Here is a 26447-nt window from a genome sequence, read left to right as displayed (position 1 = left end):
CGCAAGGGCGATCAGGGATCGGGTGTAGTCAGAGTGTTAAGTGTTGGGACATCTTTCTCCGCCCGGTTGCTGGCGATGGCCGGATTGGGGGTGCTGATGACATCAGCCATCGGCGCGTTTCCCGCATCATCCATGGCCGAGGATGCCGCAAAGCCTTCATCAAGTACTTGGGTCGTGACGCTCGGCGCTACCGTGGAGTATGGTCCGAGCTACGAAGGATCGAAGCATTACACCTTCGGCGCCTTGCCCTCTTTCGATTTCCATCGCCTCGGCGAGGCCACGGAATACAGCGCTCCGGACGATAATTTCGACTATACTCTCTTCGACTTCCACGGCCTCGAAATCGGGCCTGTGGTCGGCTTGAGGGATGACCGTTTTGACCTCAACAATTTGCAGCTGCGGAGCCAGCGCAGGGTGCGCTGGAATTTCGATGCCGGCGGCTTCGCACAATATTGGCTGATGCAAAATCAGCTTCGGTTTCGGACGGAAGTGCGCCAGTCCCTTTGGGGCGGCGATGGCTTGGTCGGTGATCTCGCGCTCGATTGGTTTCAGCCCGTCGGCGACAAATGGCTCCTGTCCGCCGGGCCTCGCCTATCGCTGGCAAACTCCATCTACATGCGCAGCAACTTTGGCATCTCGGCGGGTCAAGCCGCGAGGAACGGTCATGTCAGCGCCTTCGACGCCGGTGCCGGCGTGAAATCTGTCGGTTTCACGGTGGCTGCGACCTATACGATCTCGCCCGAGTGGAGCGTGCAGGTCTACGAGAAATATAACCGTCTGGTGGGCGATGCTGCCGACAGCCCGATCACCTCGAAGTTCGGCTCACCCGATCAGAATATTATCGGCTTTACCCTCAACAGAACCTTCAACGTCAATTTTTGAGGCGCTGCGCGCTTCATGATCGGCGATGTAGTTTCGCGTAAGCGGAATGACGTCGTTGCGCTTGGCTATCTGGATCTGGAAGACCACAAGATCCTCATAGCGGAAGGCAGCCTCCGCCGTCGAAAGATAATATTCCCACATGCGGCAGAAGCGCTCGTCATAGAGCTGCGCGGCCTCGGGCCAGCGCGCCATGAAACGAGCCCGCCAGCTTTCGAGCGTCTTCGCATAATGCAGCCGCAACACCTCGACATCGGTGATCGCAAGACCCGCCGCCTCGATTTCCGGCACGATCTCAGAAAGTGCGGGAATATAGCCGCCGGGGAAGATGTATTTGTCGAGCCATGGCGTGGTGAAGCCGGGCGTCGCCGAGCAGCCGATGGTGTGAAGCACCATGATGCCGTCATCCTCGAGCAGTTCGGCGCACTTGCGGAAGAACGTGCGGTAGGAGGCGAGACCGACATGCTCGAACATGCCGACCGAGACGATCCTGTCGAAGCGGCCGGTCAGGCTGCGATAGTCTCTGAGCGCGAATTGAACTTCCGCCGGCGTTCCACCGGCCTTGTCGGCCACGCGCTTGGAGGCGTAGGCGTGCTGCTCTTCGGACAGCGTGACACCAAGAACGTAACCTCCAGGCGCATGTTCGGCCAGGTGCAGCGCGAGGCCGCCCCAGCCGCAGCCGATATCGAGAATGCTGTTATCGGGCTCGATCACGAGCTTGGCGGCCAGATGCCTTTTCTTGGCGATCTGCGCCTCTTCGAGAGACTGGTCGGCATGTTCGAAATAGGCGCAGGAATATTGCCGGTCGGGGTCGAGGAAGAGCTCATAAAGCCGGCCATCGAGATCGTAATGATGCGCGACATTGGCCCTTGAACGACCCGGAAGATTGCGATGACGGAAAATCCGCAGCTTGGTTCGGGCATGATCGATGACGCGCGCGATCAGCGGGTGGGTGCTGTTCTGCGCCTCCCGCAGCATCATGGCGACGAAGTCGTAGAGGGAGCCCTGCTCGACGATGAAACGGCCGTCCATGTAGAGTTCGCCAAGCCTCTTATCGGCATCGATCAGGAGAGCCCATTGCGCCCGGTCATCGGTGAAACGGACACGCACCGGCTCGCCGGTGCCATCGCCGAATGTGAAGACACGACCGCTTGCGGTCGTCACGGTCAGCGCGCCGCGCGTGACGATGGACGAAAGAGCGCGTTTCAGGCACCAGTCCACAAGGCTGGAGAAAACGGCATAACCCTTGCCCCTCGGGCGATTTTCAGCTTGCGGGTTGGACATCATCTATCCTTGCCGGCAACGGTGCGCGGTGCGTCGTGCTTCGCGTTCCAGTCGCCGTGATCCTCGGCTTCCACGTTGGCGCTTGCGATCAGCCAGACGCCCGTCAGGATCAAGCCGCTGCCGATCACCTGCAGGGCAACGATCCGTTCGCCGAAGACGAACCAGCCGGTCGCGATGATCAGCACGTAGCTGATACCAGAAAGCGGAAAGGCCCGGCTGAGATCGAGCTCGGAAAGAACATTCATCCAGATGAAGAAGCAGGCTATCTCGACGGCGATCGCCGCCAATATCCAGTAGGAGGAAAGCGCCTGCCACAACCATGCCTCCGCGCCGCCATCGCCCAATTGTTCCGCCCCATGCTTGATGAAGAACTGGAACAGCGTGTTGAGCACCGGCACGGCAAGCCAGGAAAAACGCATCGGCATCACGCACCCGCCTCATCTGTCGAGAACAGCGGCGACACCAGCCGCAGCAGTCTCTGAAGGACGGGATTGCGATGGCGAAAGAACATGGCGTTGGACGTCAGCTTGCTGCCAAGCCTGATCTTGTTTTCATAATAGGCCTGACCGCTTTGATAGCGGCTTATGCCATGATCCAGGCAATAGCGCAGGTTGGTGAACCAGCTCAGGAAATAGAGATTGTACGGCCGCCCCTTTTCGCCATCCATGCAGAAGAACTTGTCGATGGCGACATGCTCGTCATGCACGATCAGATTGGCGGCGAGCAGCCGGTCCTCGACGAAGTAGAAGGCGCAGTAGGAACGGCCGCCCATGCGGGTGAGAATTCCCTCGAAATATTCGGGGGTGAGCTCTTCGAACTGCCAGTCGCTGCGGTTTCGCGTGTCGTGATAGAGCGTCATCACCTCGGGCAGGAACGCACCGAAATCCGTCCTGATCTCGACTCTGACCTGTTCGAAGGACTTCAGCTTGCGCCGCATGTCCTTGCGGGTGCCGGAGGAAAGCTTGGCGAGATAGTCGTCGATCGTCTTGAAATCGATGTCGAGCCACGCCGTCGGCAAAGCGCCGATCGAGGCATAGCCATGTGCGGAAAGCGGATCGCCAAGCTCGGCGGAAACCTGTTCCGGAATATCCTTTAGACCGACGAGCGCGCAATCTTCCGTGACGGCAAACTGCTCGAAGAAAGACAGCATCTCCGCAAACAGCACGGCACGGCGCTCGTCCGGCACGTCGGGGTGAAAGCCGATCGCGCCCGTCTCGGTGCAGGGTGACCCCAGGCAGGCGAGGCGCAGCTTCAGAAAATTCGGGAAATGGCGCTGCACGCGCCGCACGGACCTACGCAGGAAGCCCTCTTCCAGCGTTGTGTCCAACGCATAGAGGCAGAGAAAAGCCGGCATGGCGGCGCTCATCCGTCCATCTTCGACGACGGTGATATAGCGCCATTCGAAGCCCTCGATGCCGGCTTCCTCGATGGCAAGCAGGCAATCGTAATCCTCGACCTGACCCTGAAAACAGGCGTTCCAGGCATCGCGGCCGATCGCACGGATGCTGAAGTGAACCTGGGCCACCGGATTGCCCGTCGGTTTGGGCACGGTTTTAAGCAGCGGCTGCGACATGGCGCGCCTCGAAGAAATCCGCAGTGAAATCGGCCACCTGGCGATGCTGTCGGTCCACATGGATCATGTGATAGCTGTCCTTGATCCATTTCAGCTCATGCGGGCCGCCGATGTGATCGGAGATGTAGCGTGCGTGTTTCGGACTGCTGAGGTCGTCGTCCTCGGCGTGCAGGATCAGCGTCGGCGTCTGGATATTCGGCAGCATGCCGCGGAGGGTCTTGCCCAGCCGATGCATCTCGACCAGCCCCTTGCCGGGGAATTTCTCGAGAATGCCCTCGCCTGCCATGCCCTCGATCAGCCGGCGCATCCGCTGGTCCTTGATCCCGAGGGAGGCCGTCTCCTTGAAGCTCAGGCGATCGAGGAAAGGAATACGGGACAGCCAGCCTATCTGCGACGACAATAACGGATAATAGAAGGGAACGTCCCAGCCGTCATAGTGAAAGCAGGGCGAGTAGATAGCCACCGCGTCGATCGCCTTCGGCTGCTGTTCGGCGGCCAGCAGCGCCAGCTTTCCGCCGACGCAGATGCCGGCGGCAAAAACCTCCTGCGTTCGCGTGGCGAGCAACGCCGAGGCTTCGACGACGCTATCGAGCCAATCTTCCCAGCGGGTGCGCCGCAGCGTGCCGGCATCGACGCCGTGGCCGGCCAGCAACGGTGCATAGATGCTGTAACCCTTGCGATTGAGTTGGCGGGCGATCAGCTTCATTTCCGCCGGTGCGCCCGTCAGTCCGTGTACAAGAAGCACGCCTTTTCCATTTGAGCCCTCCATGAAGAAGCTCAACTCATCAGCTTTCATGAGAGAGCTCCGACTGCCGGTTCTCCTTGGCCATGAAGCCGAGGGCGTGGCAGGTGCTGATGACATGCGTACCGGCTTTTTCCTGCTCTTCCTTGATCTGCTCGTGCAGTGTCGGCAGTTTCGTCCAGTGGGTGCGCGGCCGGTAATGATGTTCAGCATGATAGCCGTTGCCGAACCACAGCCAGTTGTAGAACGACTTGTGGCTGGAAACGCCCCAGGCGATCGGCTCGTCCGGATCGCCGTTCAGATGTTCGTAGTAGCCGTTCAGGGACGACAGGCAATTGCCGAGATAATAGAATGGCACGAAGAACAGCACCGCTTTCCAGTCATAGAGGAGCGCGATGGCTGCAAGGCCGAGGAAGAAAAAGAGCTCGAACCGACCCCAGGCCGCATCGAACGGACGGTTGCGGGAGATAGCCTTATGAATATCGCCGAGACTGTCGCGGAAGAAGCTCATAAATGTGTAGGACCACACATTCTCGGGCTGTCCGTTACGACCGTGGCGATAGATCGACAAGAGATCGATGGTATCGCCCTTTTCGTCCGGCCTGTCGCTGTTGCCGGAATGATGGCGCATATGCACCCAGTGATAATAGGTCTGCGAAAAGCCGATCGCGACCGACTCCAGCAGGCTGAAGGCGTAGTTCATCCAGCGCGGCTTGAAATAGGGCGTGTGGATGAAATTGTGGGATATGCTGTTGATGTTCCAGGAGATCGATACGGCATACAGGCAGCCGAGAACCGCCGAGAGCCACAGGGGACGGTTTTCGAAGCCGACGATCAGATAGACATCGAAAGCAAGATGCGCGACGGCGGCCAGAACCGGCGCCACATCCCATCTGGTGTGCGCGAAAATTTTCATAGTCCGGTAACTCCCACACAGGCCACGCCGGCGGTCACGAAGAACACGCCCGTTGCATGGCGTAGGTTGATGTTTTCTTTGAAGATCACGGCACCGGCGAACACGATGACGACATAGCTCAACGCCATAAGGGGAAAGGCGATGGTGAGCGGAACGTGCTCCAGAACGGCCGTCCATGCAAAAAGCTCCACGGCCCAGAACACGATACCGAGCCAGGTAACCGGCTTCGCCATTGCTGAAAGCAGCGTATGCTCGCTGGCCGATTGCTTGAAGCAAACCTCGCGGGCCGTCTCTGCCAGCACGCAGAAGAGTATGAGCCCAAGCATGGGAAGGGTCAGGATGCCACTCATTGCATGTACTCCGCCAGCACTTCCAGCAGCGCGTGATTGGCCGCGCTGTTGATGTTTCTGGTCGTTTCAGCTCCCTGCCGGACGCGCGGCTGATCGATGAAGATCTCGGCTCGCTTCATCAGCTGGGTCCTGAGGCTGCCGGCATATCTCGGAGCGGAATAGTCACCGATGACATCCGCGCCGATGATGCGATGACGGCTGCCGATTTCGCTGATCAGTGCCAGCAGATAGGGCAGCCGCATGCGGCCCTGATCCCAGTTCGTGACGGCATCGTCGGCGGCAAGGACATCCTTGTCGATGGTAACATAGACAGCCTCGGTGCGAATACGGCTGAGCATGCGGTCGATGAAATTTTCCTCGCCGATCTCCGAGATCGATTTCCAGTGCAGCGCACCCTTTTCCTGCCGATAGCTGGCGCCGCTGCCATAATCGGTCAGCACGCGGCTCGGCGGATGTTCGTAGGGATAGAGCTCGAGCTTGCCTTCACCGAGCCAGTGCAGGTTCGCCCCTTTGCGTTCCGGGCTGCGAAGATCGTGGCTGCAGACGCCTATCGTGATGACCTTCTGGATACCGGGATTGGCAAGGGCGGTATTGACCCAGGAGCCGCAATGCATGCCGCCGTCGAAGGTAACCCAATCCGGATGATTGTCGAAATGGATCAACGTCGCCGCGCCGGATTTCCGCTCCAACGCGCCGGCTAGCAGCATCGCCGTGATGTGATGGAAATCGCCGGATCCCATGAAGCAGAGCTGCGGACCCTTGGCCGGCGCCGGCGTATTCTTGACGATTTTGCGGCCGAGCTCCGCAAGAGCTTTCTGCTTGCCCCATAGCCGAATCTCTCGGCCCGTATCCTTGTCGAAATATTGGTACGCGCCCGCAAACTTGCAGGCGCGCACGAAATCCGGCTGCAACTCCAACGCATCATCGAGATGAAGAAGCAGGAGTTGCACCGTCTTATCTCCGGGCGGCGCGCGTTAGAAGCTGATCGAGCAGGGCAAGAGCCAGATCGATCTCTTCGCGGGTGATCAGCAGATTGGGCGCGAAGGTGATGACGTTCTTGTGGTAGCCGCCGACGTCAAGCACCAGGCCGTACATCTTCGCGCCGACCTGCAGGTCGCCCTTCATGCCTTCATCGCAGAGCCAGTCCATCGTGGCCTTGTCGGGCGTGTAGCTGTCGTCCTTGCAGATTTCCATCCGCAGGGCTAGGCCCAGCCCGTCGACTTCGCCGACGATGGCATGGCGCTTCTGCAATTGTTTCAGCCCGTCGAGGAAATAGGCGCCCTTCGCCATGATGGCCGCGCCGAAATCCTCTTCCTCCAACATCTTCATCGTTTCGAGTGCCACGGCGGTCCCCATCGGGTTGCTGGCGAATGTCGAATGCGTCGAGCCGGGCGGGAAGATGGTCGGATTGATCATTTCCTCCCTTGCCCACACGCCGGAAAGCGGATTGAGCCCGTTGGTGATGGCCTTGCCGAAAACCAGGATATCGGGCGAGACACCGAAATGCTCGATCGACCAGAGCTTGCCGGTGCGGTAGACGCCCATCTGGATTTCGTCGACGACGAGCAGGATGCCGTGTTCGTCCAGCACCTTCTTCAGCTCGACGAAGAAGTTCATCGGCGGAATGACGTAGCCGCCCGTACCCTGGATCGGCTCGATATAGAACGCGGCATATTCCGATTTGCCCGCCTTCGGATCCCAGACACCGTTATATTCGCTCTCGAACAGACGGGCGAACTTCTGGACGCAGTAGTGCCCGTATTCTTCCTTCGACATGCCCTTCGGGCCGCGGAAGTGATACGGAAACTCGACGAACTGCGCCCGATCTCCGAAATGACCGTAGCGGCGGCGATAGCGATAGCTCGAGGTGATCGCCGAAGCGCCGAGAGTGCGGCCGTGATAGCCGCCCTCGAAGGCGAACATCAGGCTCTTGCCGCCGGTATAATTGCGCACCAGCTTCAGCGAATCCTCGACGGCCTGCGAACCGCCGACGTTGAAGTGAACGCGCCCCTTGTGCCCGAACTTGAGTTCGGCATCCTGGGCGATCATCGCCGCAAGCTCCACCTTTTCACGATGCAGATATTGCGATGCGACCTGCGGCAGCCGATCGAGCTGACGATGCGCAGCGTTGTTCAGGCGCTCGTTGCGATAGCCGAAATTGACGGCGGAATACCACATCTGCAGATCCAGAAACGGTGTTCCTGTGCGGTCGTAGACAAAGGAGCCTTCGCATTCTTCAAAGAATTTGGGCTTGTCCGTGTAGTGGACCGTGTCGCCGTGCGAGCAGTAGGTCTCTTCGAGGACACGCAACTCCTCCTCGGAACGGACGGGCGCTTGCGTGTCGCCACTGAAGGCTTCGGCTACATTCGTTTTCATTCAATGCCTCTCAGTCAGATTCATGCTGTCTTGGAATGCGGCAGCACACGGGGGCGCCGTACGACGCTTGGAAGAACGGCTTCCATTTTTGGAAGCAGATCGGAAAAGTCCTCGAAAGCGACATAGGGAATGCCGTTTTCGTCACAGTAGTCGGCAAGCTTGGCCTTCGCGAAAACGAGGTCCACCTTGTCGGAAACGCAAAAATCGCTTCGCCCATCGCCGATGTAGACCTGCAGATCGGCGCTATCGACAACGCGGCATTTGCAGACGCCCGACCCGGACACGCAGCCCGTTGCCGTAAACGGCGGGAACAGCGAATAGGACTCAGCGCCTTGGCCGAAGCTGCAGGTGAGCACGTTGGCAACGATCGGCAGACCTTCGATGCCATGACGCGCCAGAATGCGGCGGATGAAATAGTCGACGCCATCGCTGACGACGGTCACGGGCAATTCATCGCGGCGGCAATAGGACAGGAAGCTTTCGAAACCCGGATCGATCGACACCGTGTCGAGAAACTGATCGAGCTCCGCCCTGCTTGCCTGAATGAGAGCGATCTGCCGGCGCATGCACTCGCCGGAACCGATCTGCCCCTGCTTCCAGAGCCGCTCTATGTCTTCCCACTCGGAACCGGCGAAACGGGACAACACCATATCCGTCGCGTCTTCGATGGATATGGTTCCATCAAAATCGCAAAACACCTGCATGAAATACCCTTTCACCATATCCCTAGTTGCGTCTAACAACCGCGGATGAGCCAGGCATGAGCTGAAAATGATGCGAAAATGAAAACAGACAGGAAGTTGATTTTTAACTTGCGAGCAATCTGAGGTCGACTTGGAGACCCTTGCTCCAACGCGGCGTTGAAAGCTCGACCGTCGCCGAGAGCCGATCTGCCGTATCCGCGACGATGGCGAGACCGAGGCCTGCGCCTTCCGTGTGAAGCGTATTGAGCCGATAGAAGCGCTGGAACACCGCCTCCCTTTCCTGGGGCGGAATACCCGGCCCGCTGTCACTGATCGAAATCCGGCCGAAACCGTCTTCCGACGTGATCGAAACCTTGATCTCCCCTCCGACGGGCGTGTATTTGATGGCATTGTCCAGGAGGTTGCTGACCATCATGCGGATCAGCGATTCGTCGGTCTGGACCTGCAGTGCTTCGTCTCCCTGCAGCACCACGTCGAGCTCGCGGCTGGTGATGATATTGCCGAATTCGGCAAGTACCGACGCCACCAGATGATAGAGCGTCACCGACGTCGGATTGAGGGGATGGTGACTGACCCTTGCCAGCCGCAGCAGCTGCTCAATCAGATGAATGGCGCGGTTGTTGCTGGCAACGAGGTCGGCGACGATCGCCTGCCGTTCATGCTCGCTGTCGCTGTTTCCAAGCATCTGCAGCAACAGTTTCACGCTGGCCTGGGGCGTGCGCAGCTGATGCGCGGCAAGATCGGAAAAGCGCCGCTCGAGCGTCAGCGACTGGCCGAGCTTCTCCAGCAGCTGGTTGATCGAGCGGCCGAGCGGCAGGAGATCTCGCGGCAAGCTTTCGACAGGAATGGCTGAGAGATCCTCGGGCGATCGGGTGCGGATTTGCCGCACCAGCCCGTGAATCGTTCGCAGGCCGCTGTTGATGCCGAGCCAGATAAGGAAGCCGATGACCGGCACGAGCATCAGCAGCGGGAAGAAGAGATTAAGGAGTATGTTGGAGACGAGCGTTTCGCGAAGCGCGATCTTCTCGCCAAGCTCGATCACGATGCTCGTGTTCGGGATTGGCAGCGAATAGACGCGCCAGTCCTCACCGCCATATGTCAGGGTCGTAAACCCAACTTTCTGTTGCGGTACGTCGGAAGGGAAGGCCGTGCTGCTGTAGAAGCGAATATTGCCGTCGACCCAGGCGCGAAACATATGCGCCTCGGCATAATCGTCGGCGTCCTCGTTGAAGGCCAGCTGATTGTCCATGTTGAAATCAATGTCGTCGATCTGCTTTGCCGCGCGGTCCGGCGCCTTTTCCAGGGGTCGGCGCAGCAGGCTCCAGATCACGTTCGCGTCATCGATAAGCTGGGCATCATAGATATTGTTGATCTCCCGAGTCGCGCTGTTGAACGCAAAAGCGGCAATCACCACGATCGTCACCACGACGACCGGGGCGATCCGGAGAAACAGCTTGCGGGTAAGCGTTGAGTTGTTCATCGCTCGATCATGTAGCCGACACCGCGGATCGACTTGATGAAGTCGGTGCCGAGCTTTTTGCGCAGATTGTAGATGGTGACTTCGATCGTATTGCTCTCGACGGTGTTTTCGGCGTCATAAAGCGCGTACTCGATATCGTTCTTCGTCACATAGCGGCCGCTGCGCTCCATGAGGAGCTTCAGCAGATGGAACTCCTTGGCCGTAGTATGCACCTGCGCGCTTCCCTTTCGAGCGACCATGGCGGAAGGATCGACCTCCACATCGCCGCATCGAATGACGCTCTCCGTGCGGCCGTCGCGCCGGCGGATGAGCGCGCGCAAGCGGGCGAGCAACTCGTCGAGATCGAACGGCTTGACCAGATAGTCGTCGGCGCCCTCATCGAGCCCCTCGACCTTCTGACGCACGGAATCGAGCGCCGTCAACAGCAGCACGGGCACCGCGTTGCCACGCTGCCGGATCCGCCGCAGAACTTCCATACCGCTCAGCTGCGGCAAATTGATATCGAGAACGATCGCCGCAAAATGGGAATGCTCGGCTGCCTCGAGGCCGGATTCGCCGTCCCGCATCCAGTCGACGCCGTAGGCATGTTTTTCCAGGGCCTTCTTCAGCGATGAGCCGAGGATATTGTCGTCTTCAACAAGCAGAACGCGCACGATCGACCCCATGTAGCCGAGAAAATTTCATAGCCGATGTGAGCCGCAATTGGAGCGACCTTGTGGCAAAGCTATGACGGATCATTTCCGCTTGGCAAGAGCCGAGGGAGTGCATCACCCTCCCGAAGGTTGCGCTGCCGGTTCGGAAGGATGAAATCGCCCCGTCAGGCAACCTCAGAGCCGCACGCGATCAGGCAATCGGCAAGGTACGCGCTCGCGGGGTTGCCGTCGCGCGACCGCAATATCCCGATCTCGCGATAGAATGTCGACGCAGCGAGCGACACCGCACGCACGGACGGCATAAGGGGCGGGCCGCCATCGACGATCGGCAGAAGCGCCACCCCGAGCCCTTGCCCGACCAGAGCCAGCAACGCGGCTATGTCATCGATCTCTACGGATTCGTTGGGCGCTATCGCATGGGACCGCAGGAACCGATCAACCTGCCGGCCGCCAAACGAGCTGCGGTCATAGCGGATGAATGGCTGCTCCCGCAGCAATGTCTGCCAATCATCGCCCTCCACCCGCTCGGGAACCGCCAGCACATAGGGCTCCCGCAGCAGGGGCTGCCACACAAGATCCTTGGGTATGCCGAAGGGAGGCTCGATGAGTACCGCCAGATCAAGCTCGCCGGCATCGAGCAGATCGAGCAAATGAAGGGAGACACCCGGAACGATATGAACATGATGGTTCGCAAATCGCTGGCGGAACGGCACGAGCGCACGCGCAAGCACCGTCGATTGAACAGAGGCAATGGCGCCGATGCGCAGTTGGCCGCCCGAAACCTCATCGGCCGGATCGGCGATGCGCTCGAACATCGCTATGATGCCCTTGGCGCGTTCCAGCGTTCGCAAGCCCGCGGCATTCAATGTGGCGGAACGGCCGGTTCGCTCGAATAATTGGACGCCGAGCCTTTCCTCGAGACGCTTCATTTGACCGCTGACGGCCGCTTGCGTCAGTCCGATCCGATCACCAGCGGCCGCAAATGTCCCGAAGCGGGCGACAGCAACAAGCGTTTTCAGTTCGGGTATCATGATGCATAATTTTTCCTATGACTCAGCCTTATAATATACAATTTTTCATAGGAAATAATGTACCTTATTGATCGCTGCATCGAGTTCGCACATCTGGAGACGATCATGAGTGCAGCACCTCTTCACCCTTTCCATCTCGCATTTCCCGTCAACGATCTTGCGGCGGCCCGCACGTTCTATGGCGGCCTTCTTGGCTGCCCCGAAGGTCGGAGCTCCCCCGACTGGATCGATTTCAATTTCTATGGCCATCAGGTCGTCGCCCACCTGGCTCCAGGAGAAACCGGCGAAGTGGCGGCGAATGCCGTCGATGGTCACGGCGTTCCCGTGCGCCATTTCGGCGTCGTTCTGTCGATGGAGGAATGGGAGGCGGCGGCCGAGAAGCTGACCAAGGCCAACATAGACTTCGTCATCAAGCCCTATATCCGCTTCCGGGGCGAGCCTGGAGAACAGGCGACCATGTTCTTCAAGGATCCAAGCGGAAACGCCATCGAGATGAAGGCCTTCGCCGACATCAACAGCCTGTTTGCCAAGTAAGGCATTAAGCCCCGCGATGTGAGCGCCCATGAATGGCGGAACGCTCATATCGCAGGGTTTTCCTACGTCCTCGAAGAACCGCGAGCTCCGCCGACAGTCGGACGATCCGTGCTCAGCCTCCGCATGGATGCTTCCAGCACGTCGAAGATCCGGCCATCGGTCGACTGCGCGACATTGAACCGCATGAAGCTGCCGGCATTATCCGCCACGCTGAAGGCATTGCCGGGAGCAAGGATGACGCCTTCCGCCAGGCCGGCGCGGGCGACATCCGCCGCATCCAGGCCCTCCGGCAGCCGGCACCAGAGGAGCATGCCCGCCTGCGGCTCGAGCCAGGGCGTGATGCCGATAGCCTCCAGCCGCGCCGTTACCTCGCTCATGGCCTTGGCAAGCCGGACGCGCAGCGCCTCGACATGCTTGCGATAGCTGCCGTCCTTCAGCGCCAGATAGACGAGCTCCGCCGATAATTGTCCGCAACTGAAGCTGCTGGCAACCTTGAGATCGACGAGTCCGTCGATCCAATCCGGCCGTGCGGCGATGAAGCCGCACCGCACCGAGGCCGAGAGCGTCTTCGAAAAGCTGCCGATATGGATCACCCGCTCGAGCCCGTCATAAGCGGCAAGCCGCGGTGCCGGGACATTCTCGAAATCGGAAAAGATATCGTCCTCGATGATAACCAGGCCGGACGCATCCGCCAGCTTCAGCAGGCGATGCGCCGTCACGGGCGACAGCACGGCACCCGTCGGATTATGGATGGCGGAGTTGGTGATGTAGAGCCGGGGCTTGTGCCGTTCGAGCGCCTGGCCGAACAGCTCGACATCCGGCCCCGTCGGCGTGAAGGGCACGGCGACGACATTGGCCCGGTGCGCACGCAGCAGCGCATGGAAATTGAAATAGCAGGGATCGTCCACCAGCACGGTGTCGCCGGGCTCCAGCAGGAAACGGCAGAGAAGATCGATCGCCTGCGTGCCGGATTCGGTCAGCATGATCTGGTCTGGAGGCACGGTGATGCCGTGCTCGCCCAGCCGCCTGGCGAGCAGCTGCCGCAACGGCGGCAAGCCGAGCGGCGTGGCGTAATTGGCGAGCGTTTCGAGGTCTCCGCGCGCCAGCGTCCTCATCGCACGGCGCAGCGCCGCCTGCGGCAACCAGGATGCGGGAAGCCAGCCGCAGCCGGGCTTCAAGACATCGTCGCCCATCTCAAGCGATTGCCGCGAAATCCACAACGGATCGACGTTGCGGTCCGATCTTGCGCCGGCCTCAGACAATGAAAGCGGCGGCAGGGGGCCGCACACATAGAATCCTGAGCCCGGCCGCGAACGGATCATCCCCTCGGCGGCAAGACGCTCATAGGCCTCGACCACGGTGGAGACCGATACCTGCATGATCTTGGCGAGGCTGCGAACGGAGGGAAGCCGTGCGCCGGGCATCAGGCTACGGGTGGCTATTCGATCGGAAATCGCAGCCATCACGGCTTCGATACGCGTGCCGCCGACCGCGCTCACAGCCAATGCATCGTCCATCCGTACTGCACCTCATACCATAACAGTTCCCTTAAATTGTACTGCACTGTCTCTGGAATAGCCAGTCGGCTTCGCCGATACCGCTGGCATCAAGAAGGAGCATGCGCAATGGACAAGGCAACGATAGGATGGATCTACGGGCTGATAGGGGTGGTGATCTTCAGCGGATCGCTGCCGGCGACGCGGGTGGCCGTCATGGACTTCGATCCGGTGTTCCTGACCGTCGCCCGCGCAGTCATCGCCGGCCTATTGGGCCTATGCCTGCTGCTTGCCTTTCGGGAAAAACGCCCCGCCCGCAGTGATATCGGGTCACTAGCGATCGTCGCGCTCGGCTGCGTCGTCGGTTTTCCCCTGCTGACGGCGCTGGCGCTCAAGCATGTCACATCGGCCCATTCGATCGTCTTCATCGGGTTGCTGCCGCTTGCGACCGCCATCTTCGGCGTGCTGCGCGGCGGCGAACGACCACGGCCGGCTTTTTGGATATTCTCCGCCATCGGCAGCGCCCTCGTCAGCGGCTATGCCCTTACGCAGGGCGTATCGGCCTCGCCGGTCGGCGATCTGCTGATGCTCGCAGCCATTCTCGTCTGCGGACTCGGTTACGCCGAAGGTGCCGTGCTGTCGCGCCGGCTCGGCGGCTGGCAGGTCATCTGCTGGGCTCTGGTTCTGTCCCTGCCGGTCACCGTCGCGCTCTGCATCGCCACCATGCCGCATACTATCGACGGCATCGGCGGCCCGGCCTGGATCGGCCTCGCCTATGTTTCGTTGTTCAGCATGCTGATCGGCTTCGTCTTCTGGTATCGCGGACTGGCGCAAGGCGGCATCGCAGCCGTCGGCCAGTTGCAGTTCCTGCAGCCATTCTTCGGCTTCGCGCTTGCGGCGGCATTGCTCAAGGAAAGCGTCAGCTGGTCCATGCTCGTTGTAACGATCGCTGTCGTCGCCTGCGTCGCCGGCGCCCGGAAATTCGCGCGCTGAGGCGCTCGTATCAGACGGCCGTGTGCCGGCTTGATCTTCTAAACTGATTGGTCTATAAAATACCAATCGGTTTAGAAGGAGCACATCATGCCGACCCCGCTTGTCCCACCCTTCACCCGCGAGACCGCGATCGCCAAAGTCCGCATGGCAGAAGACGGCTGGAACAGCCGCGATCCCGAGCGCGTCTCCAAGGTCTATACGGAAGACAGCCAATGGCGGAACCGCGCCGAATTCCCGCGCGGCCGCAAGGAGATTGTCGAGTTCCTCACGCGCAAATGGGCAAGGGAGTTGGATTATCGGCTGATCAAGGAACTCTGGACCTTCGAGGGCAACCGCATCGCCGTCCGCTTCGCCTATGAATGGCACGACGACAGCGGTCACTGGTTCCGCTCCTACGGCAACGAGAATTGGGAATTCGATGCCGACGGGCTGATGCAGCGCCGTTTTGCCTCCATCAACGACATGCCGATCAAGGAAAACGAGCGGAAGTTCCACTGGCCGCTCGGCCGGCGCCCCGACGATCACCCCGGCCTGTCGGATCTCGGCCTTTGAAATGACGCGCACCGTCTTCGAAAAGCCCGATGCCGTTGCCCTTGTGGCCGAGGTCTTTCGCGAGCTCGGCTACGAGGGCGCGTCGATGAGCAGCATCACGGCGCGCACCAAACTCTCGAAGGGCAGCCTCTATCATTTCTTTCCCGGAGGTAAGGAACAGATGGCGGCCGAGATCATGGCCCATATCGATGCCTGGTTCGTCACGGAAGTGTTCAGGCCGCTCGAAGAGGATGACCCTCGCGCCGCCATCCTCGGTATGTGGGAGACGACGGACACCTATTTCCGCTCCGGCCGCCGTGTCTGCCTCATCGGAGCCTTCGCGCTGGACGAAACGCGCGATCGCTTCCCGAGCGCCATTCAGAACTATTTCCTGCGCTGGATCGAAGCACTCGCCGGCGCCTTGACGAGAGCCGGCCTGGCTGCTGCGGAAGCAAGAGTGCTTGCCGAGGAAGCAGTGGTCGGCATCCAGGGTGCGTTGACGCTGGCAAGGGCGCTTGGGGATGATGCGATTTTCGGCCGCACCTTGGCGCGGCTGAAGGAGCGGCTGGGAGCGGCAGTCGAATAAAAAGCCCCGCGTCGCGAATCACTTGATAGGCGACAGCGCCTTGACCCTGACGCAGGGGGTTCACATCTTATTGCGCGATGTCCGAGAAACGGTGCCTTCCGCCATCAATATTAACGATGAGTTGCGCGCCAAAGCGCTGATCTTAAATAATCCTCCATAAAAGCGTGGCAGCGTTAATCATGTTTGATTTGCAACTATCCGAGCTCCTGTGCTCATCAGCAGGGAATGGGAGCATCCAGGAGATGGGTAGAAGATGCTGCAGCAGGTAAACGACACCGACAACGCGCTGATCGATCGATTGCAACGTTCCGCGTTCGATTATTTCATGCTTCACACCAATCCGGAAAATGGGCTGGTGGCCGATACGTCAATCAAGACAAGCCACTGCAGCATTGCCGCCGTCGGTTTTGCGCTGTCGAGCTATCCGGTCGCCGTCGAGCGCGGCTGGATCGACCGCGCCGAGGCAGCGACACGGGTGCTGACCACGCTCGATTTCTTCGCCGACAGCCAGCAGGGCACCGAACGCGGCGCCACTGGCCATCGCGGCTTCTACTACCACTTCCTCTACATGGAGACCGGCAAGCGCGCCTGGAACAGCGAGCTTTCGACGATCGACACCGGCTTGATGCTGCTCGGCGTATTGACGGCCGCCGCCTACTTCGATGGCCCCAGCCAGACCGAACAGGACATCCGCAAACAGGCGACCTTTCTCTACGAGCGCTGCGATTGGCGTTGGGCCCTCAACAAGGGACCGACGATCAGCATGGGCTGGAAACCGGCAAGCGGTTTCCTGCGCTGGCGCTACCAGGGCTATGACGAGGCGATCTTCCTCTATGTCATGGCGCTCGCCTCGCCCACGCATCCCATCCCGTCCTCGAGCTACGACGCCTTCGCCTCGACCTACACCTGGATGATGTTCAAGGATACACCTTTCCTTTATGCAGGGCCGCTGTTCATCCATTTGTTCTCCCATGCCTGGATCGATTTTCGCGACATCCGCGACAAGCACGTGGCCGACAAGGACATCGACTATTTTCGCAACACGCAGACGGCAATCGCCGTTCAGCGCGACTATACGGACCGCAATCCCGGCCATTTCCTCGGCTATGCGAAGGATATCTGGGGGCTTTCGGCCTGCGATGGCCCCAACCCGACCGGAACGAAACATAGCCGGCGACACGGCCAGAGAGTTTTCGGCTATGCCGCGCGCGGTGCGCCACTCGGCCCCGACGACGGCACGATCGCCCCTTGGGGGCCGCTGTCCTGCCTGCCTTTCGACCGTCAGGCTGCGCTCGACGGCACGAAGGCGCTGCTTTCGACCTATCCCAGCCTGCTGCTCGACGGCCGCTTTCCCGGCGGCTTCAATCCGAGCGTCAAAGGCCCAGGCCCGGAAGGCTGGGTGGACGACCGCTCGGTCGCCATCGACCAGGGCCTGCTGGTCATGATGATCGAAAATGCCCGCACCGGCTTGATCTGGAACCTCATGCGGCAATCGCCGATCCTTCGCCACGGCCTGGAACGAGCGGGCTTCACCGGCGGCTGGCTCGACGAGAAACAGGCGACGCCCGCGATCGCCTGATTTTGATCGCCGGTAGCCATCAGGTATCCTCGTCGACATGGCAACGTTGCTGCGCAACCCCTTCTCCCCCCGGGGAGAAGGGGTTGCCTCCTTGCACCAATTCATCTTAGCGTAAGAGCGCGGCCGAAACGCATTCACCTGACCATCATCTTCAGCGCTTCAAAGCCCCTTGATCGCCTCGATTACCTCGTCCTCAACCAAAATCCCATTGGCGATTGCCTCGCGTCGCGAGGTCTGCCCGCGCCGCCCGGGCAGGCGGACGTTGGGATCTTGGGTGATCTCGCTTGCCAGCAGTGCAAGCCGCTGTGCCGTGTCGGCAACGCTCATCGCCGCCGGATTGATGGCGATGATCGTGTGGCCGAGCCCCGGCGGCGCACCCTTGTCGTCGAAGAGCGACGAAGCCTCGAAGGCATAGTTGGCGCCGGTGAGACCGGCGGCGAGAATTTCCACCATCAACGCCAGCGCCGCCCCTTTCGAATCGCCGGCAGGGATCATCGTGCCGGCAAGCGCCTCCTCGGCATTGGTAGTCGGCCTGCCCTCGCGGTCGAAAGCCCAATCGGCGGGAATGGATGCACCCGTCTGCCGCGCGGCCATCACCTTGCCGCGCGCCACTTTCGATAGCGCCAGATCGATCACGATCGGGTCGTCGTCAGGAAGCGGCGCGGCAAATGCAATGGGATTGGTGCCGAAGACCGGCGTCTTGCCGCCCCAGGGCGCCATGGACGCCGGGGCATTGGCCACCATCAACGCCACTAGGCCCTGATCGGCGAAGCGCTCCACCGTCAGGCCCATCACGCCGGCATGATGAGAGCGGCTGATGGCGGCAAGCGCGATCCCCTGCTCGCGTGCGATGATCGGAAGCTCGCCGACGGCAAGATCGAGGGCAGGATAAGCATAGCCATGGCCGGCATCGATGCGCAGAACGGCGGGAAAGGGCCGGCTCATCTGCGGCACGGCGAAACCATCGGTCTTGCCCGCCTTTGCATGCCCGGCATAGGCGAGGACGCGCCGCAGGCCGTGACCGCTCTGCCCGGCAGCCTCCGCCGCAACGAGCGCGACGGCCACGGAGCGGGCGTTGTCAGCGCTCACGCTGCTTCGCTGCAGTGCCTCCACGACAAGCGTTTCAGCTTCGGCAAGCGACAGATGCATGAGACGAGACCTTGAGAACAAATGAGGAGGATGAAGACTTTCTACGCCTTCGCCCTCCTCATCGCAATGCAACAAAACTCTGGCTATTCCACATCGAACTTGACGCCCTGCGCCAGCGGCAGGGTCCGGCCGTAATTGATGGTATTGGTCGCCCGGCGCATATAGGCCTTCCAGGCATCCGACCCGGATTCGCGGCCGCCGCCCGTTTCCTTCTCGCCGCCGAAAGCGCCGCCGATCTCGGCACCGGAGGGGCCGAGATTGACATTGGCGATGCCGCAGTCCGAACCGCGCGCCGAAACGAAGGTCTCGGCCTCGCGCATGTCATTGGTGAAGATCGAGGACGACAGGCCCTGCGGCACGGCATTATGCAGCGCCACGGCGCTGTCGAAATCGCTGTATTTCATCACGTAGAGGATCGGCGCGAAGGTCTCCTGCTCGACCGGGCCGGTCTGCTCGGGCATCTCGACCAGCGCCGGACGGACGTAGAAGGCTTCGGCCGATCCGCTCTCGACACGTTCGCCACCGGTAATCTTGCCGCCGGCCGCTTTGGCTTCAGTGAGTGCCGCCTGCATCCTGTCGAAGGCATGTCTGTCGATCAGCGGACCCACAAGCGTTCCCGCCTCCAGCGGATTGCCGATCGTCACCGAACCATAGGCTTTCTGCAGGCGCGGCACGAGTTGATCGTAGACGCTCTCATGGACGAAGAGCCGACGCAACGACGTGCAGCGCTGGCCGGCGGTGCCCATGGCCGAGAAAGCAACCCCGCGCAACGTCAAATCGAGATCAGCCGTCGGGCAGACGATCGCGGCATTGTTGCCGCCGAGCTCGAGGATGGCGCGTGCGAACCGGCCGGCGAGGCGCGGACCGACGGCGCGGCCCATGGCCGTCGATCCGGTCGCCGAGACCAGAGGAACCTTCGGATGATCGACCAGCAGTTCGCCGAGGTCACGACCGCCGATGATCAGTGTCGAGAGATTGGCCGGCGCCTCCCCGCCTTCGGCGACATAACGCTTCAGCGCCTTTTCGAATAGAGCCTGCACTGCAAGCGCCGTCAGCGGCGTCTTTTCCGAGGGTTTCCAGATCGTCGAATTGCCGCAGACCATGGCAAGCGCCGCATTCCACGACCAGACGGCCACCGGGAAATTGAAGGCGGAGATGATGCCGATCGGCCCAAGCGGATGCCAACTTTCCATCATCCTGTGTTCTGAGCGCTCGGTGGCGATGGTCAGGCCGTAGAGCTGGCGCGAGAGACCGACGGCGAAGTCGCAGATATCGATCATTTCCTGGACTTCGCCGAGGCCCTCGGAGGTGATCTTGCCGACCTCGACGGAAACCAGCCGGCCAAGCGCCGCCTTGCCGCCGCGCAGCTCCTCGCCGAGCAGGCGGATCAGCTCGCCGCGCTTCGGGGCCGGCACGTCGCGCCATGCGAGAAACGCCTCATGCGCCTTGTCGATCGCAGCCTTCGCCTCTTCGGACGAATGCTCCTTGAGCCGGCCGATTTCGGCGCCGGTCACCGGAGAGGTGACGGCGAGCGTTCCGCCCGTATAGCGATCGGCTGCAACACCGAGTTCCGTCAATATCGCCTTGGTCTCGGCGACAAGATCGAGTGTCGCGGTCATCTCGTTTCCTCTTCCTGTAATGATGGTTCGGTTGCCGTTCTATCTCTTTGCTTTTCCGCAATTCCGGACGGAAAGCCGCTGCGCACTTTTCCTGGAATTGCCTTAAACTCTTGCGCCGACAAAATGCGCGGCTTGGGCGCCGGCCTCGTACCACATTTCCTTGACGGCCCTGAAGCCGGGCTCCACGATATCCGTCACCGGCAGCGGCAGCTCGGCCTCGGAGATCTGGCCGAGGATATGGCTTGCAAGCACTTTTCCGAACACCGTGCCCGGCGCGATGCCGCGACCATTATAGCCGGAAAAGCCGACGACATTCTGCGCAAGCCTATGGAAGCGCGGCAGCGCGTTGTCGGTCATGCCGATCTTGCCGTACCATTCGCATTCGAAGGGAATGTCCCCGAGCTGCGGGAAGAGCTTTCTCAGTGACCGGCGCGCCCAGTTCTTGTGCACGGCAAGGCCGGTATTGCGCAACGCCCCGACACTGCCGAAAACGAGTCGACCGGCTTGATCCATGCGGAAGGACGAGAGGACCTCCTTGGTGTCCCATGCCCCCTCCCGGCCGGGCAGGACGGATTTGCGCAAGTTGTCGCCGAGCGGCACGGTGGCAAAATTGAAATAGGGAAGATGCACCTGCTCGTTTCGCACCGTCTCCCAGGGGCCGGTGCTGTAGGCGTCCGTCGCAACGACGATCCAGTCGGCGCTGACCTTGCCGCCATCGGTCGAAACCACCCATTTCGCGCCGCTCCTTTCCGTAGATGTCACGCGGCTGCCGGTGTGAACCGCAACACCCGCCTTGACCACGGCATGCGCCAGGCCGCGCGCATAGGCGAGCGGCTGCAGGGTGCCGGCGCGCATGTCAAGCAAGGCCCCGGCATAGGCCGAGCTGCCGACGCGCCGCTCTGTCTCGTTCGCGTCGAGAACCGTTACCGGCGCACCGCGCTTGCTCCATTGCCGCGCCCGCTCCTCGATCTCCTTCAAGCCCTCGGGGCCGACAGCGCAATGCAGCGTGCCATTGCGCTCCAGCTCGCAGGCGATGCCGTGCTTGTCGATCAGCTCCATGACAAGCTTCGGCGCATTGCCGAGTAGATCGAGGAGCCGCTCGCCATGAACGGGGCCGAGCTCGCCCGGCAGGTCTTCCGGCATCACCCACATGCCGGCATTGATCAGGCCGACATTGCGCCCGGCACCGCCGAAGCCGATTTCATTGGCCTCCAGCAGCACGACACGGCTACCTGCCTCGGCGAGATGCAGCGCCGCCGACAATCCGGTATAACCACCGCCGACCACCACGACATCGGTGGAAACCTCGCCGGCAAGCGGCTTCGTCACCGGCGGTGGCGGGGCGGTCTTTTCCCAAAGACCGTGGGAACGTGGGTCATTCAGCATGAGATCGGTCCAATCGATGAAGGCAATCCCGCTAATCTAGCGCCACGTTCGAACTTGCGGAAGCGGCAAGAGCGACATCCGGTGGACAGAGAAAAACTTGCATGGCCATGGTGCTTTCGGCCACTATAGAAAAAATGCCGACCGCCATCGCGGTTGCAGGTAAAAGCACGCCGCCATCGCGGTCGCGGACAGAAGCAGGACAGTCTCATGAAGCCCATTTTCGTTCAGCTCCAATGCGCTCCCGGCAAGACCTACGAGGTCGCCGACGCAATCTACCAGACGGAGCTGGTCTCGGAGTTGTATTCCACCAGCGGCGACTACGACCTGCTGCTGAAGGTCTACATCAAGGAAGAGCAGGATATCGGCAAGTTCATCAACGATAACATCGCCCATATCCCCGGCATTGTCCGCTCGTTGACGACGCTGACGTTCCGAGCGTTTTGAGAGATCCAGATTTCGGATCAGCATGCGCCACGGTTAAAGCTGCATTCGCAGGATTGCCCTCACCCAACCCTCCCCCCGTTCTGACGGAGAGAGAGTTCACTGCGTTTTGTGGCCCGGGCACGATCGCACGGCAAACACTGGAACAGTTCCCTCTCCCCGCATTGCGGGGATAGGGTTAGGGTGAGGCGCCACGCACTGTAATCCGGCATCAACACACTCGCCTGACAAGCACAATCCCCTTGCGCAACGCTCCGATATTAACCCTCTTGCCTAAAGCCGCTTGGCTTTCGACCCGCGATTAAGCCTTTTTTAACCGACCGGATGATCTGCTTCGCCGACTGATCAACGGGCGGCGCGCCGTAGCGCCGGATTGCTGTCGCTTGGCGCAGCATAGGGGTTTAAGGTGGATCGATGACATCGGCTATTGCTGACAATCAGGCAAACAAGCAGGCCGGACCGCTGATCGTGCATGTCGTGCGCCAGTTCCTGCCGAACAAGGGCGGCCTGGAAGACGTCGTCGCCAATCTCTGCCGGCAGTTGATCTCCCGCGGCTATCACGTGCGCGTCGTCACCTGCGACAGCCTGTTTTCAGACCCGGGCCGCCAGCTGCCGCCGACCGAAACGATCGATGGCATCGAGGTCGTGCGTATCCCCTGGTCCGGCTCCAGCCGTTATCCGCTGGCGCCGCAGGTGTTCCGCCATGTTGCCGATGCGGATCTCGTGCATGTCCACGCCGTCGATTTCTTCTTCGATGCGCTTGCCTGGGGCAAGCTGATGCACGGGCGCCCCATGGTTGCCACCACGCATGGCGGCTTCTTCCACACGCCGAAATATGCCGCCATCAAAAAAGTCTGGTTCAATACCGCTACACGACTATCGGCGCTAGGCTACAACTATCTCATCTGCTGCAGCCAGTCCGACGCGCGGCTGTTTTCCAATATCGCTAGAAATCGCGTCCGCCTGATCGAAAACGGCGCCGATGTCAGCAAGTTCGCCAATTGCGCCGCATTGGAAGCCCGCCGCCGCATCGTCACCATCGGCCGCTTCTCGGTCAACAAGCGGCTCGACCGCATGCTCGACGTGATGAAGGCGCTCGCGGCGCGCCATGCAGACTGGCATCTCGACATCATCGGCGCCGTGTCGGATCTCGATCAGCCGACATTGGAGAAGGAAATTGCCGCACGCGGCCTCGAACGAAACGTCTCCCTGCATGTGGCGATCGATGACGGCTCGATCCGCAACATCATCGCCCGCGCTTCGCTCTTCGCTTCGGCCTCCGAATACGAAGGTTTCGGCCTGGTGGCGATCGAGGCCATGAGCGCCGGCCTGCTGCCGGTGCTGAATGCCAACGACGCCTACAAGGCCCTGGCCGAGACCCACCCGGCGCTGATGCTTTCAGATTTCTCCGATCCGGAAACGGCTGCCGATACCCTCACCGCGGCGTTCGAGCGCCTTGAGGCCGATGACCTGAGCTTGAGGCAGGAGCTGCTCAGCGACGCTCGCGCCTATGCATGGGATGAGGTCGCTCAGCGCTACATGGATGTCTATGCCGAAACCATCACGCCCAAGGGCAAATCGCCTCAGCTCCTGCGCCAGCGCGGCCAGGTCGCATAACCCTCCAGAATGCCCAGAAGCCAGGCGCGCTTGTAGCGCGCCGCATCGGGATTGAATCTGGCGAGCGCCGCCAGCCAGCCGGCAACGGGCCGGAACAGCCGATAACAGACATAGGGTAGCGGGAAAGCCTGCTTGCGCATCAGGGCGCCAAAGCCGCGGCCATATTTGCGTGCCCGCTCCACCTGCCGCGGACCATATTCGCTCGTGACCTGATCGTGATGGACGATCAGCTCCGGGAAGAACATCGCCCGTTTGCCGACGGCAAGCGCGCGCAGCAGGAAATCCGCCTCCTCGCCGCTCTGGAAGGGTGATTCCGAGCCGACGCCGAGGTTTTCATCGAAGCCGCCGATATCGGCAAGCGCCGCGCTGCGCACGAAGATGCCGTTTGAGTTGCCGCATTTCAGATAGTTCCAGCGCGTGAGGGCACGCCGCGTCTCGCCGGTCGGGCTGACGGAGGCCAGCCCCTCGGCGTCGAGGGTACGGCCGGTGACGATCGCAAGTTCGGGGTGCGCGGCAAACAGCGTCCCGGCAGCGGCAAGCGTATCGGCTTCGTACCAGCAATCATCGTCGGGAAAGCAGACATAGTCGCCCGTGGCTGCCGCCAGGCCATTGTTGCGCGCCCGCGAAAGCCCCTTGGGCGAGCGGATATGCCGGATCGCGAAGAGAGGCGAAAAACGGCCGATGAGCCCGGATAGTCGATCATCCGCGTTCTGATCGACAAGAACGACCTCGAAATCCTTGTAGCGCTGTTCGGCCAGCGACCGGAACAACCGCTCCAGCTGGTCAAAACGATCGATCGTGCAGACGATGAGGCTGAACAATGAAACCCTCCGGACAAGCCCCAGACGGCCAACATCAGAAGGAATGAATATTAGCCGAAGTAAAAAATCAACTTACAGCAGCATTAAACGCTAAATATTAAGGCATATGAAATAGAGCAGACGTTATCTCCACGAAGAGCCGATATGTGCGTTGGTTTCGGCGAATTGAGGAACGGTCTGTCTTCATGACGAAGAGCATCATGGCAAATTCGGTTTTGAACGCGGCGGCGGGATTGACCCTGCTCGCGACCGGCTTTGCCTGTTCTATCATTGCAGCACGCCTGCTGGGCCCGGAAGCCAACGGCATCATCGCCTTCTCGCTGTGGCTGACGACGACGGGAGCGCTTATCGCCGAACTCGGCGCCGGCGTCACGCTGCTGCGCATCCTGCCGCAATTGAAGGGACGGGGCTATTCGGCCGAGGAACGACTGGGCTTTGCCGCCTATCTCCTGCAGCCGACCATCCTCGCAACCTTGATCCTGCTCGCCGGCTATGTTGCCTACTACTGGGATACGGGGCGGTTGCATTGGGCCGGCAACGCGACCGCCGTCATCGCCATCACCGGCGTGTTTTTCGTTCTCCAGTCATTCGGCGCCTATAGCAAGAACTACCTGATCGGCGAGCAACAGCTCGGCACGTTCCTGCGCATCACCGTGACAAGTTCGGCGCTGCAGCTCGCCGCCGTGCTCGCCGGCGCCATCTTCTTCGGCGTCAGCGGCGCGCTTGCCGGCTATGCCATCGGCCAGTTGCCGATGTTCATCGCAACCCTCAGGATCGCCATCGCGCGGAAAAACAACTGCGGCGTCGGCCTTGCCTCTCTCATCAGTTCATCCCTTGTCCTCTCGATCGAACTCATCAACAGCTCGATCTTCCTCAACCGCATCGAGCTGCTTTTCCTGCAGCATTATTGGGGCATCGAAGCGGTCGGCTTTTATGCCGTCGGCCTGTCGCTCGCTAATCTGGCGCTGCAGCTGCCGGTGCAACTGAGCGGCAGCCTGCTGCCCTATTATTCCGAACAGATGCATGCGCGGGCATCCGACAAGCTGCCGGTTCACGTCTTCGCGGGCGTGGCGCGCAGCATAGCCTATATCACCCTGCCGATGAGCTTCGGCCTTGCGGCCATCGCGCCTGAGCTGGTGGTGACGATCTTCGGCACGCCGTTCGCTCCGAGCGGCAGCATGGTGGCGTTGCTGTCGCTAACCGCGGTGCCCTATGTCGTCATGCAGATCTGCACGCAATATCTCTATTCCCTCGATCGCGCGCGCGAACGCACTATCATCGGTGGGATCGCCAGCGTCGTCATGGTGGTCGGCTGCCTGATCGCGGTGCCGTTCTACGGCGGCGAAGGCGCCGCGCTGGTTCGCCTGCTGGTCTTCACTGTCATGTGCCTCCTGATGGTCCGTCGCATGGAATTCGAGGGCTCGACGCGGGGCATGCTCGTCAACCTCGCCAAGGTGACGGCTGCGGCCATTCTTTGTGCCGCCGCCGCCTATGGCTTCGTTCAAGCCCTATCCGGCGTCGCGGGCCTGGCGGGCGCCGTCATCGCCGGCGCTCTGACCTATGGCATCGCGCTCAGGCTGCTGAAAGCCGTGCCCACGGAGGACGTCGACGTCCTGCAGAAAATCGCGGCGCGATTGCCCGCCCGCATCAATCCGATTGCCGTTCAAGCTCTGGCGTTACTGGCGCCCCGCCGAATATAAGGAGACC

Annotated in this window: 26 protein-coding genes; 9 read left to right on the top strand and 17 right to left on the bottom strand. The window is 60.9% G+C overall.

Annotated features, from left to right (window positions below; translation table 11 throughout):
* Nucleotides 1–96: 96 nt before the first annotated feature.
* Nucleotides 97–882 carry a MipA/OmpV family protein gene (locus GA0061101_RS04980; RefSeq protein ID WP_425349989.1) on the top strand — a complete coding sequence of 262 codons (786 nt, stop codon included), beginning with the start codon at nucleotides 97–99 and terminating at the stop codon, nucleotides 880–882.
* Here the strand turns inward: GA0061101_RS04980 and GA0061101_RS04975 are convergent.
* The 12 genes from GA0061101_RS04975 to GA0061101_RS04920 all read right to left on the bottom strand — a co-directional run bounded on the left by GA0061101_RS04975 (nucleotide 823) and on the right by GA0061101_RS04920 (nucleotide 11988).
* On the bottom strand, nucleotides 823–2163 hold the full coding sequence (locus tag GA0061101_RS04975; protein WP_051963419.1) for an SAM-dependent methyltransferase: 1341 nt from the start codon (nucleotides 2161–2163) through the stop codon (nucleotides 823–825). The genes GA0061101_RS04980 and GA0061101_RS04975 overlap by 60 nt on opposite strands.
* Nucleotides 2163–2588, bottom strand: a complete 426-nt coding sequence (locus tag GA0061101_RS04970) for an EamA family transporter (RefSeq protein WP_063835582.1) — start codon at nucleotides 2586–2588, stop codon at nucleotides 2163–2165. Before GA0061101_RS04970 ends, GA0061101_RS04975 begins: the two co-directional genes overlap by 1 nt.
* Complete coding sequence (locus GA0061101_RS04965) at nucleotides 2588–3736, bottom strand: GNAT family N-acetyltransferase (protein WP_047553776.1); 1149 nt, start codon at nucleotides 3734–3736, stop codon at nucleotides 2588–2590. The genes GA0061101_RS04970 and GA0061101_RS04965 overlap by 1 nt, the downstream gene beginning before the upstream one ends.
* Entirely contained in the window at nucleotides 3717–4532 is an 816-nt protein-coding gene (locus GA0061101_RS04960) for an alpha/beta hydrolase (RefSeq protein WP_037196105.1), read from the bottom strand. The genes GA0061101_RS04965 and GA0061101_RS04960 overlap by 20 nt, the downstream gene beginning before the upstream one ends.
* Complete coding sequence (locus tag GA0061101_RS04955; protein ID WP_037196103.1) at nucleotides 4522–5394, bottom strand: fatty acid desaturase family protein; 873 nt, start codon at nucleotides 5392–5394, stop codon at nucleotides 4522–4524. Before GA0061101_RS04955 ends, GA0061101_RS04960 begins: the two co-directional genes overlap by 11 nt.
* Nucleotides 5391–5744, bottom strand: a complete 354-nt coding sequence (locus tag GA0061101_RS04950; protein ID WP_037196102.1) for a DMT family transporter — start codon at nucleotides 5742–5744, stop codon at nucleotides 5391–5393. Before GA0061101_RS04950 ends, GA0061101_RS04955 begins: the two co-directional genes overlap by 4 nt.
* Nucleotides 5741–6694 (bottom strand): arginase family protein, encoded by a 954-nt coding sequence (locus GA0061101_RS04945; RefSeq protein WP_092573151.1) that lies wholly within the window; start codon nucleotides 6692–6694, stop codon nucleotides 5741–5743. Before GA0061101_RS04945 ends, GA0061101_RS04950 begins: the two co-directional genes overlap by 4 nt.
* A 4-nt stretch (nucleotides 6695–6698) precedes the next feature.
* Nucleotides 6699–8120, bottom strand: a complete 1422-nt coding sequence (locus GA0061101_RS04940; protein WP_037196099.1) for an aspartate aminotransferase family protein — start codon at nucleotides 8118–8120, stop codon at nucleotides 6699–6701.
* 20 nt (nucleotides 8121–8140) lie between these two features.
* Nucleotides 8141–8824 (bottom strand): MtnX-like HAD-IB family phosphatase, encoded by a 684-nt coding sequence (locus GA0061101_RS04935; protein ID WP_037196096.1) that lies wholly within the window; start codon nucleotides 8822–8824, stop codon nucleotides 8141–8143.
* A gap of 103 nt (nucleotides 8825–8927) precedes the next feature.
* On the bottom strand, nucleotides 8928–10304 hold the full coding sequence (locus GA0061101_RS04930; RefSeq protein ID WP_037196093.1) for a sensor histidine kinase: 1377 nt from the start codon (nucleotides 10302–10304) through the stop codon (nucleotides 8928–8930).
* Nucleotides 10301–10957, bottom strand: coding sequence for a response regulator transcription factor (locus GA0061101_RS04925; protein WP_037196206.1), 657 nt, complete (start codon nucleotides 10955–10957; stop codon nucleotides 10301–10303). The genes GA0061101_RS04930 and GA0061101_RS04925 overlap by 4 nt, the downstream gene beginning before the upstream one ends.
* Nucleotides 10958–11121: 164 nt before the next feature.
* A complete protein-coding gene (locus GA0061101_RS04920) occupies nucleotides 11122–11988 on the bottom strand; it encodes a LysR family transcriptional regulator (protein WP_037196091.1) in 867 nt (288 codons plus the stop codon).
* Between the two features lie 105 nt (nucleotides 11989–12093).
* Between GA0061101_RS04920 and GA0061101_RS04915 the strand changes: the two genes are divergently transcribed.
* Nucleotides 12094–12522: a VOC family protein gene (locus tag GA0061101_RS04915; RefSeq protein WP_037196204.1), complete on the top strand. Its 429-nt coding sequence runs from the start codon at nucleotides 12094–12096 to the stop codon at nucleotides 12520–12522.
* Nucleotides 12523–12584: 62 nt separating this feature from the next.
* Here the strand turns inward: GA0061101_RS04915 and GA0061101_RS04910 are convergent, their stop codons facing one another.
* The gene (locus GA0061101_RS04910) at nucleotides 12585–14039 is read right to left on the bottom strand and encodes an aminotransferase-like domain-containing protein (protein WP_092573150.1); all 1455 of its coding nucleotides are present in this window, start codon (nucleotides 14037–14039) and stop codon (nucleotides 12585–12587) included.
* Between the two features lie 108 nt (nucleotides 14040–14147).
* Here GA0061101_RS04910 and GA0061101_RS04905 point away from each other — a divergent pair, with 108 nt between their 5' ends.
* From GA0061101_RS04905 to GA0061101_RS04890, 4 genes are all read left to right on the top strand, one after another.
* Nucleotides 14148–15011 (top strand): DMT family transporter, encoded by an 864-nt coding sequence (locus GA0061101_RS04905; RefSeq protein WP_092573149.1) that lies wholly within the window; start codon nucleotides 14148–14150, stop codon nucleotides 15009–15011.
* Nucleotides 15012–15098: 87 nt separating this feature from the next.
* On the top strand, nucleotides 15099–15563 hold the full coding sequence (locus GA0061101_RS04900; RefSeq protein ID WP_037196087.1) for a nuclear transport factor 2 family protein: 465 nt from the start codon (nucleotides 15099–15101) through the stop codon (nucleotides 15561–15563).
* A gap of 1 nt (nucleotide 15564) precedes the next feature.
* On the top strand, nucleotides 15565–16128 hold the full coding sequence (locus GA0061101_RS04895) for a TetR/AcrR family transcriptional regulator (protein WP_037196085.1): 564 nt from the start codon (nucleotides 15565–15567) through the stop codon (nucleotides 16126–16128).
* A gap of 253 nt (nucleotides 16129–16381) precedes the next feature.
* On the top strand, nucleotides 16382–17707 hold the full coding sequence (locus GA0061101_RS04890; protein ID WP_037196084.1) for a glucoamylase family protein: 1326 nt from the start codon (nucleotides 16382–16384) through the stop codon (nucleotides 17705–17707).
* Nucleotides 17708–17866: 159 nt separating this feature from the next.
* Here GA0061101_RS04890 and GA0061101_RS04885 read toward each other — a convergent pair whose 3' ends face one another.
* The 3 genes from GA0061101_RS04885 to GA0061101_RS04875 form a co-directional block, all read right to left on the bottom strand.
* Nucleotides 17867–18856 (bottom strand): Ldh family oxidoreductase, encoded by a 990-nt coding sequence (locus GA0061101_RS04885; RefSeq protein WP_037196082.1) that lies wholly within the window; start codon nucleotides 18854–18856, stop codon nucleotides 17867–17869.
* An 83-nt stretch (nucleotides 18857–18939) separates the two neighbouring features.
* Nucleotides 18940–20475 carry an L-piperidine-6-carboxylate dehydrogenase gene (gene amaB / locus GA0061101_RS04880; RefSeq protein ID WP_092573148.1) on the bottom strand — a complete coding sequence of 512 codons (1536 nt, stop codon included), beginning with the start codon at nucleotides 20473–20475 and terminating at the stop codon, nucleotides 18940–18942.
* Nucleotides 20476–20577: 102 nt separating this feature from the next.
* The gene (locus tag GA0061101_RS04875) at nucleotides 20578–21861 is read right to left on the bottom strand and encodes an NAD(P)/FAD-dependent oxidoreductase (protein WP_092573147.1); all 1284 of its coding nucleotides are present in this window, start codon (nucleotides 21859–21861) and stop codon (nucleotides 20578–20580) included.
* A gap of 207 nt (nucleotides 21862–22068) precedes the next feature.
* Here GA0061101_RS04875 and GA0061101_RS04870 point away from each other — a divergent pair, with 207 nt between their 5' ends.
* Nucleotides 22069–22305, top strand: coding sequence for an Lrp/AsnC ligand binding domain-containing protein (locus tag GA0061101_RS04870; protein WP_034509182.1), 237 nt, complete (start codon nucleotides 22069–22071; stop codon nucleotides 22303–22305).
* A 411-nt stretch (nucleotides 22306–22716) separates the two neighbouring features.
* Entirely contained in the window at nucleotides 22717–23919 is a 1203-nt protein-coding gene (locus tag GA0061101_RS04865) for a glycosyltransferase family 4 protein (protein WP_037196073.1), read from the top strand.
* Here GA0061101_RS04865 and GA0061101_RS04860 read toward each other — a convergent pair.
* Nucleotides 23886–24740, bottom strand: a complete 855-nt coding sequence (locus tag GA0061101_RS04860; RefSeq protein ID WP_092573146.1) for a glycosyltransferase family 2 protein — start codon at nucleotides 24738–24740, stop codon at nucleotides 23886–23888. The two genes, GA0061101_RS04865 and GA0061101_RS04860, sit on opposite strands and share 34 nt — an antisense overlap.
* Nucleotides 24741–24940: 200 nt before the next feature.
* On the opposite strand from GA0061101_RS04860, the gene GA0061101_RS04855 reads away from it, so the two are divergent.
* Nucleotides 24941–26440, top strand: coding sequence for a lipopolysaccharide biosynthesis protein (locus GA0061101_RS04855; protein WP_245297437.1), 1500 nt, complete (start codon nucleotides 24941–24943; stop codon nucleotides 26438–26440).
* The last annotated feature ends 7 nt before the right edge of the window (nucleotides 26441–26447 follow it).

It is taken from the genome of Martinezella lusitana (assembly GCF_900094565.1).
Classification (GTDB): domain Bacteria; phylum Pseudomonadota; class Alphaproteobacteria; order Rhizobiales; family Rhizobiaceae; genus Rhizobium; species Rhizobium lusitanum.
This window is presented reverse-complemented; position numbering and strand designations above follow the sequence as displayed.

Coding starts and splice junctions, on each gene's coding strand:
- GA0061101_RS04980 (WP_425349989.1), top strand. CDS start 97: ATGACATCAGCCATCGGCGCGTTTCCCGCATCATCCATGGCCGAGGAT.
- GA0061101_RS04975 (WP_051963419.1), bottom strand. CDS start 2,163: ATGTCCAACCCGCAAGCTGAAAATCGCCCGAGGGGCAAGGGTTATGCC.
- GA0061101_RS04970 (WP_063835582.1), bottom strand. CDS start 2,588: ATGCCGATGCGTTTTTCCTGGCTTGCCGTGCCGGTGCTCAACACGCTG.
- GA0061101_RS04965 (WP_047553776.1), bottom strand. CDS start 3,736: ATGTCGCAGCCGCTGCTTAAAACCGTGCCCAAACCGACGGGCAATCCG.
- GA0061101_RS04960 (WP_037196105.1), bottom strand. CDS start 4,532: ATGAAAGCTGATGAGTTGAGCTTCTTCATGGAGGGCTCAAATGGAAAA.
- GA0061101_RS04955 (WP_037196103.1), bottom strand. CDS start 5,394: ATGAAAATTTTCGCGCACACCAGATGGGATGTGGCGCCGGTTCTGGCC.
- GA0061101_RS04950 (WP_037196102.1), bottom strand. CDS start 5,744: ATGAGTGGCATCCTGACCCTTCCCATGCTTGGGCTCATACTCTTCTGC.
- GA0061101_RS04940 (WP_037196099.1), bottom strand. CDS start 8,120: ATGAAAACGAATGTAGCCGAAGCCTTCAGTGGCGACACGCAAGCGCCC.
- GA0061101_RS04935 (WP_037196096.1), bottom strand. CDS start 8,824: ATGCAGGTGTTTTGCGATTTTGATGGAACCATATCCATCGAAGACGCG.
- GA0061101_RS04930 (WP_037196093.1), bottom strand. CDS start 10,304: ATGAACAACTCAACGCTTACCCGCAAGCTGTTTCTCCGGATCGCCCCG.
- GA0061101_RS04920 (WP_037196091.1), bottom strand. CDS start 11,988: ATGATACCCGAACTGAAAACGCTTGTTGCTGTCGCCCGCTTCGGGACA.
- GA0061101_RS04915 (WP_037196204.1), top strand. CDS start 12,094: ATGAGTGCAGCACCTCTTCACCCTTTCCATCTCGCATTTCCCGTCAAC.
- GA0061101_RS04910 (WP_092573150.1), bottom strand. CDS start 14,039: ATGGACGATGCATTGGCTGTGAGCGCGGTCGGCGGCACGCGTATCGAA.
- GA0061101_RS04905 (WP_092573149.1), top strand. CDS start 14,148: ATGGACAAGGCAACGATAGGATGGATCTACGGGCTGATAGGGGTGGTG.
- GA0061101_RS04900 (WP_037196087.1), top strand. CDS start 15,099: ATGCCGACCCCGCTTGTCCCACCCTTCACCCGCGAGACCGCGATCGCC.
- GA0061101_RS04895 (WP_037196085.1), top strand. CDS start 15,565: ATGACGCGCACCGTCTTCGAAAAGCCCGATGCCGTTGCCCTTGTGGCC.
- GA0061101_RS04890 (WP_037196084.1), top strand. CDS start 16,382: ATGCTGCAGCAGGTAAACGACACCGACAACGCGCTGATCGATCGATTG.
- GA0061101_RS04885 (WP_037196082.1), bottom strand. CDS start 18,856: ATGCATCTGTCGCTTGCCGAAGCTGAAACGCTTGTCGTGGAGGCACTG.
- amaB (WP_092573148.1), bottom strand. CDS start 20,475: ATGACCGCGACACTCGATCTTGTCGCCGAGACCAAGGCGATATTGACG.
- GA0061101_RS04875 (WP_092573147.1), bottom strand. CDS start 21,861: ATGCTGAATGACCCACGTTCCCACGGTCTTTGGGAAAAGACCGCCCCG.
- GA0061101_RS04870 (WP_034509182.1), top strand. CDS start 22,069: ATGAAGCCCATTTTCGTTCAGCTCCAATGCGCTCCCGGCAAGACCTAC.
- GA0061101_RS04865 (WP_037196073.1), top strand. CDS start 22,717: ATGACATCGGCTATTGCTGACAATCAGGCAAACAAGCAGGCCGGACCG.
- GA0061101_RS04855 (WP_245297437.1), top strand. CDS start 24,941: ATGGCAAATTCGGTTTTGAACGCGGCGGCGGGATTGACCCTGCTCGCG.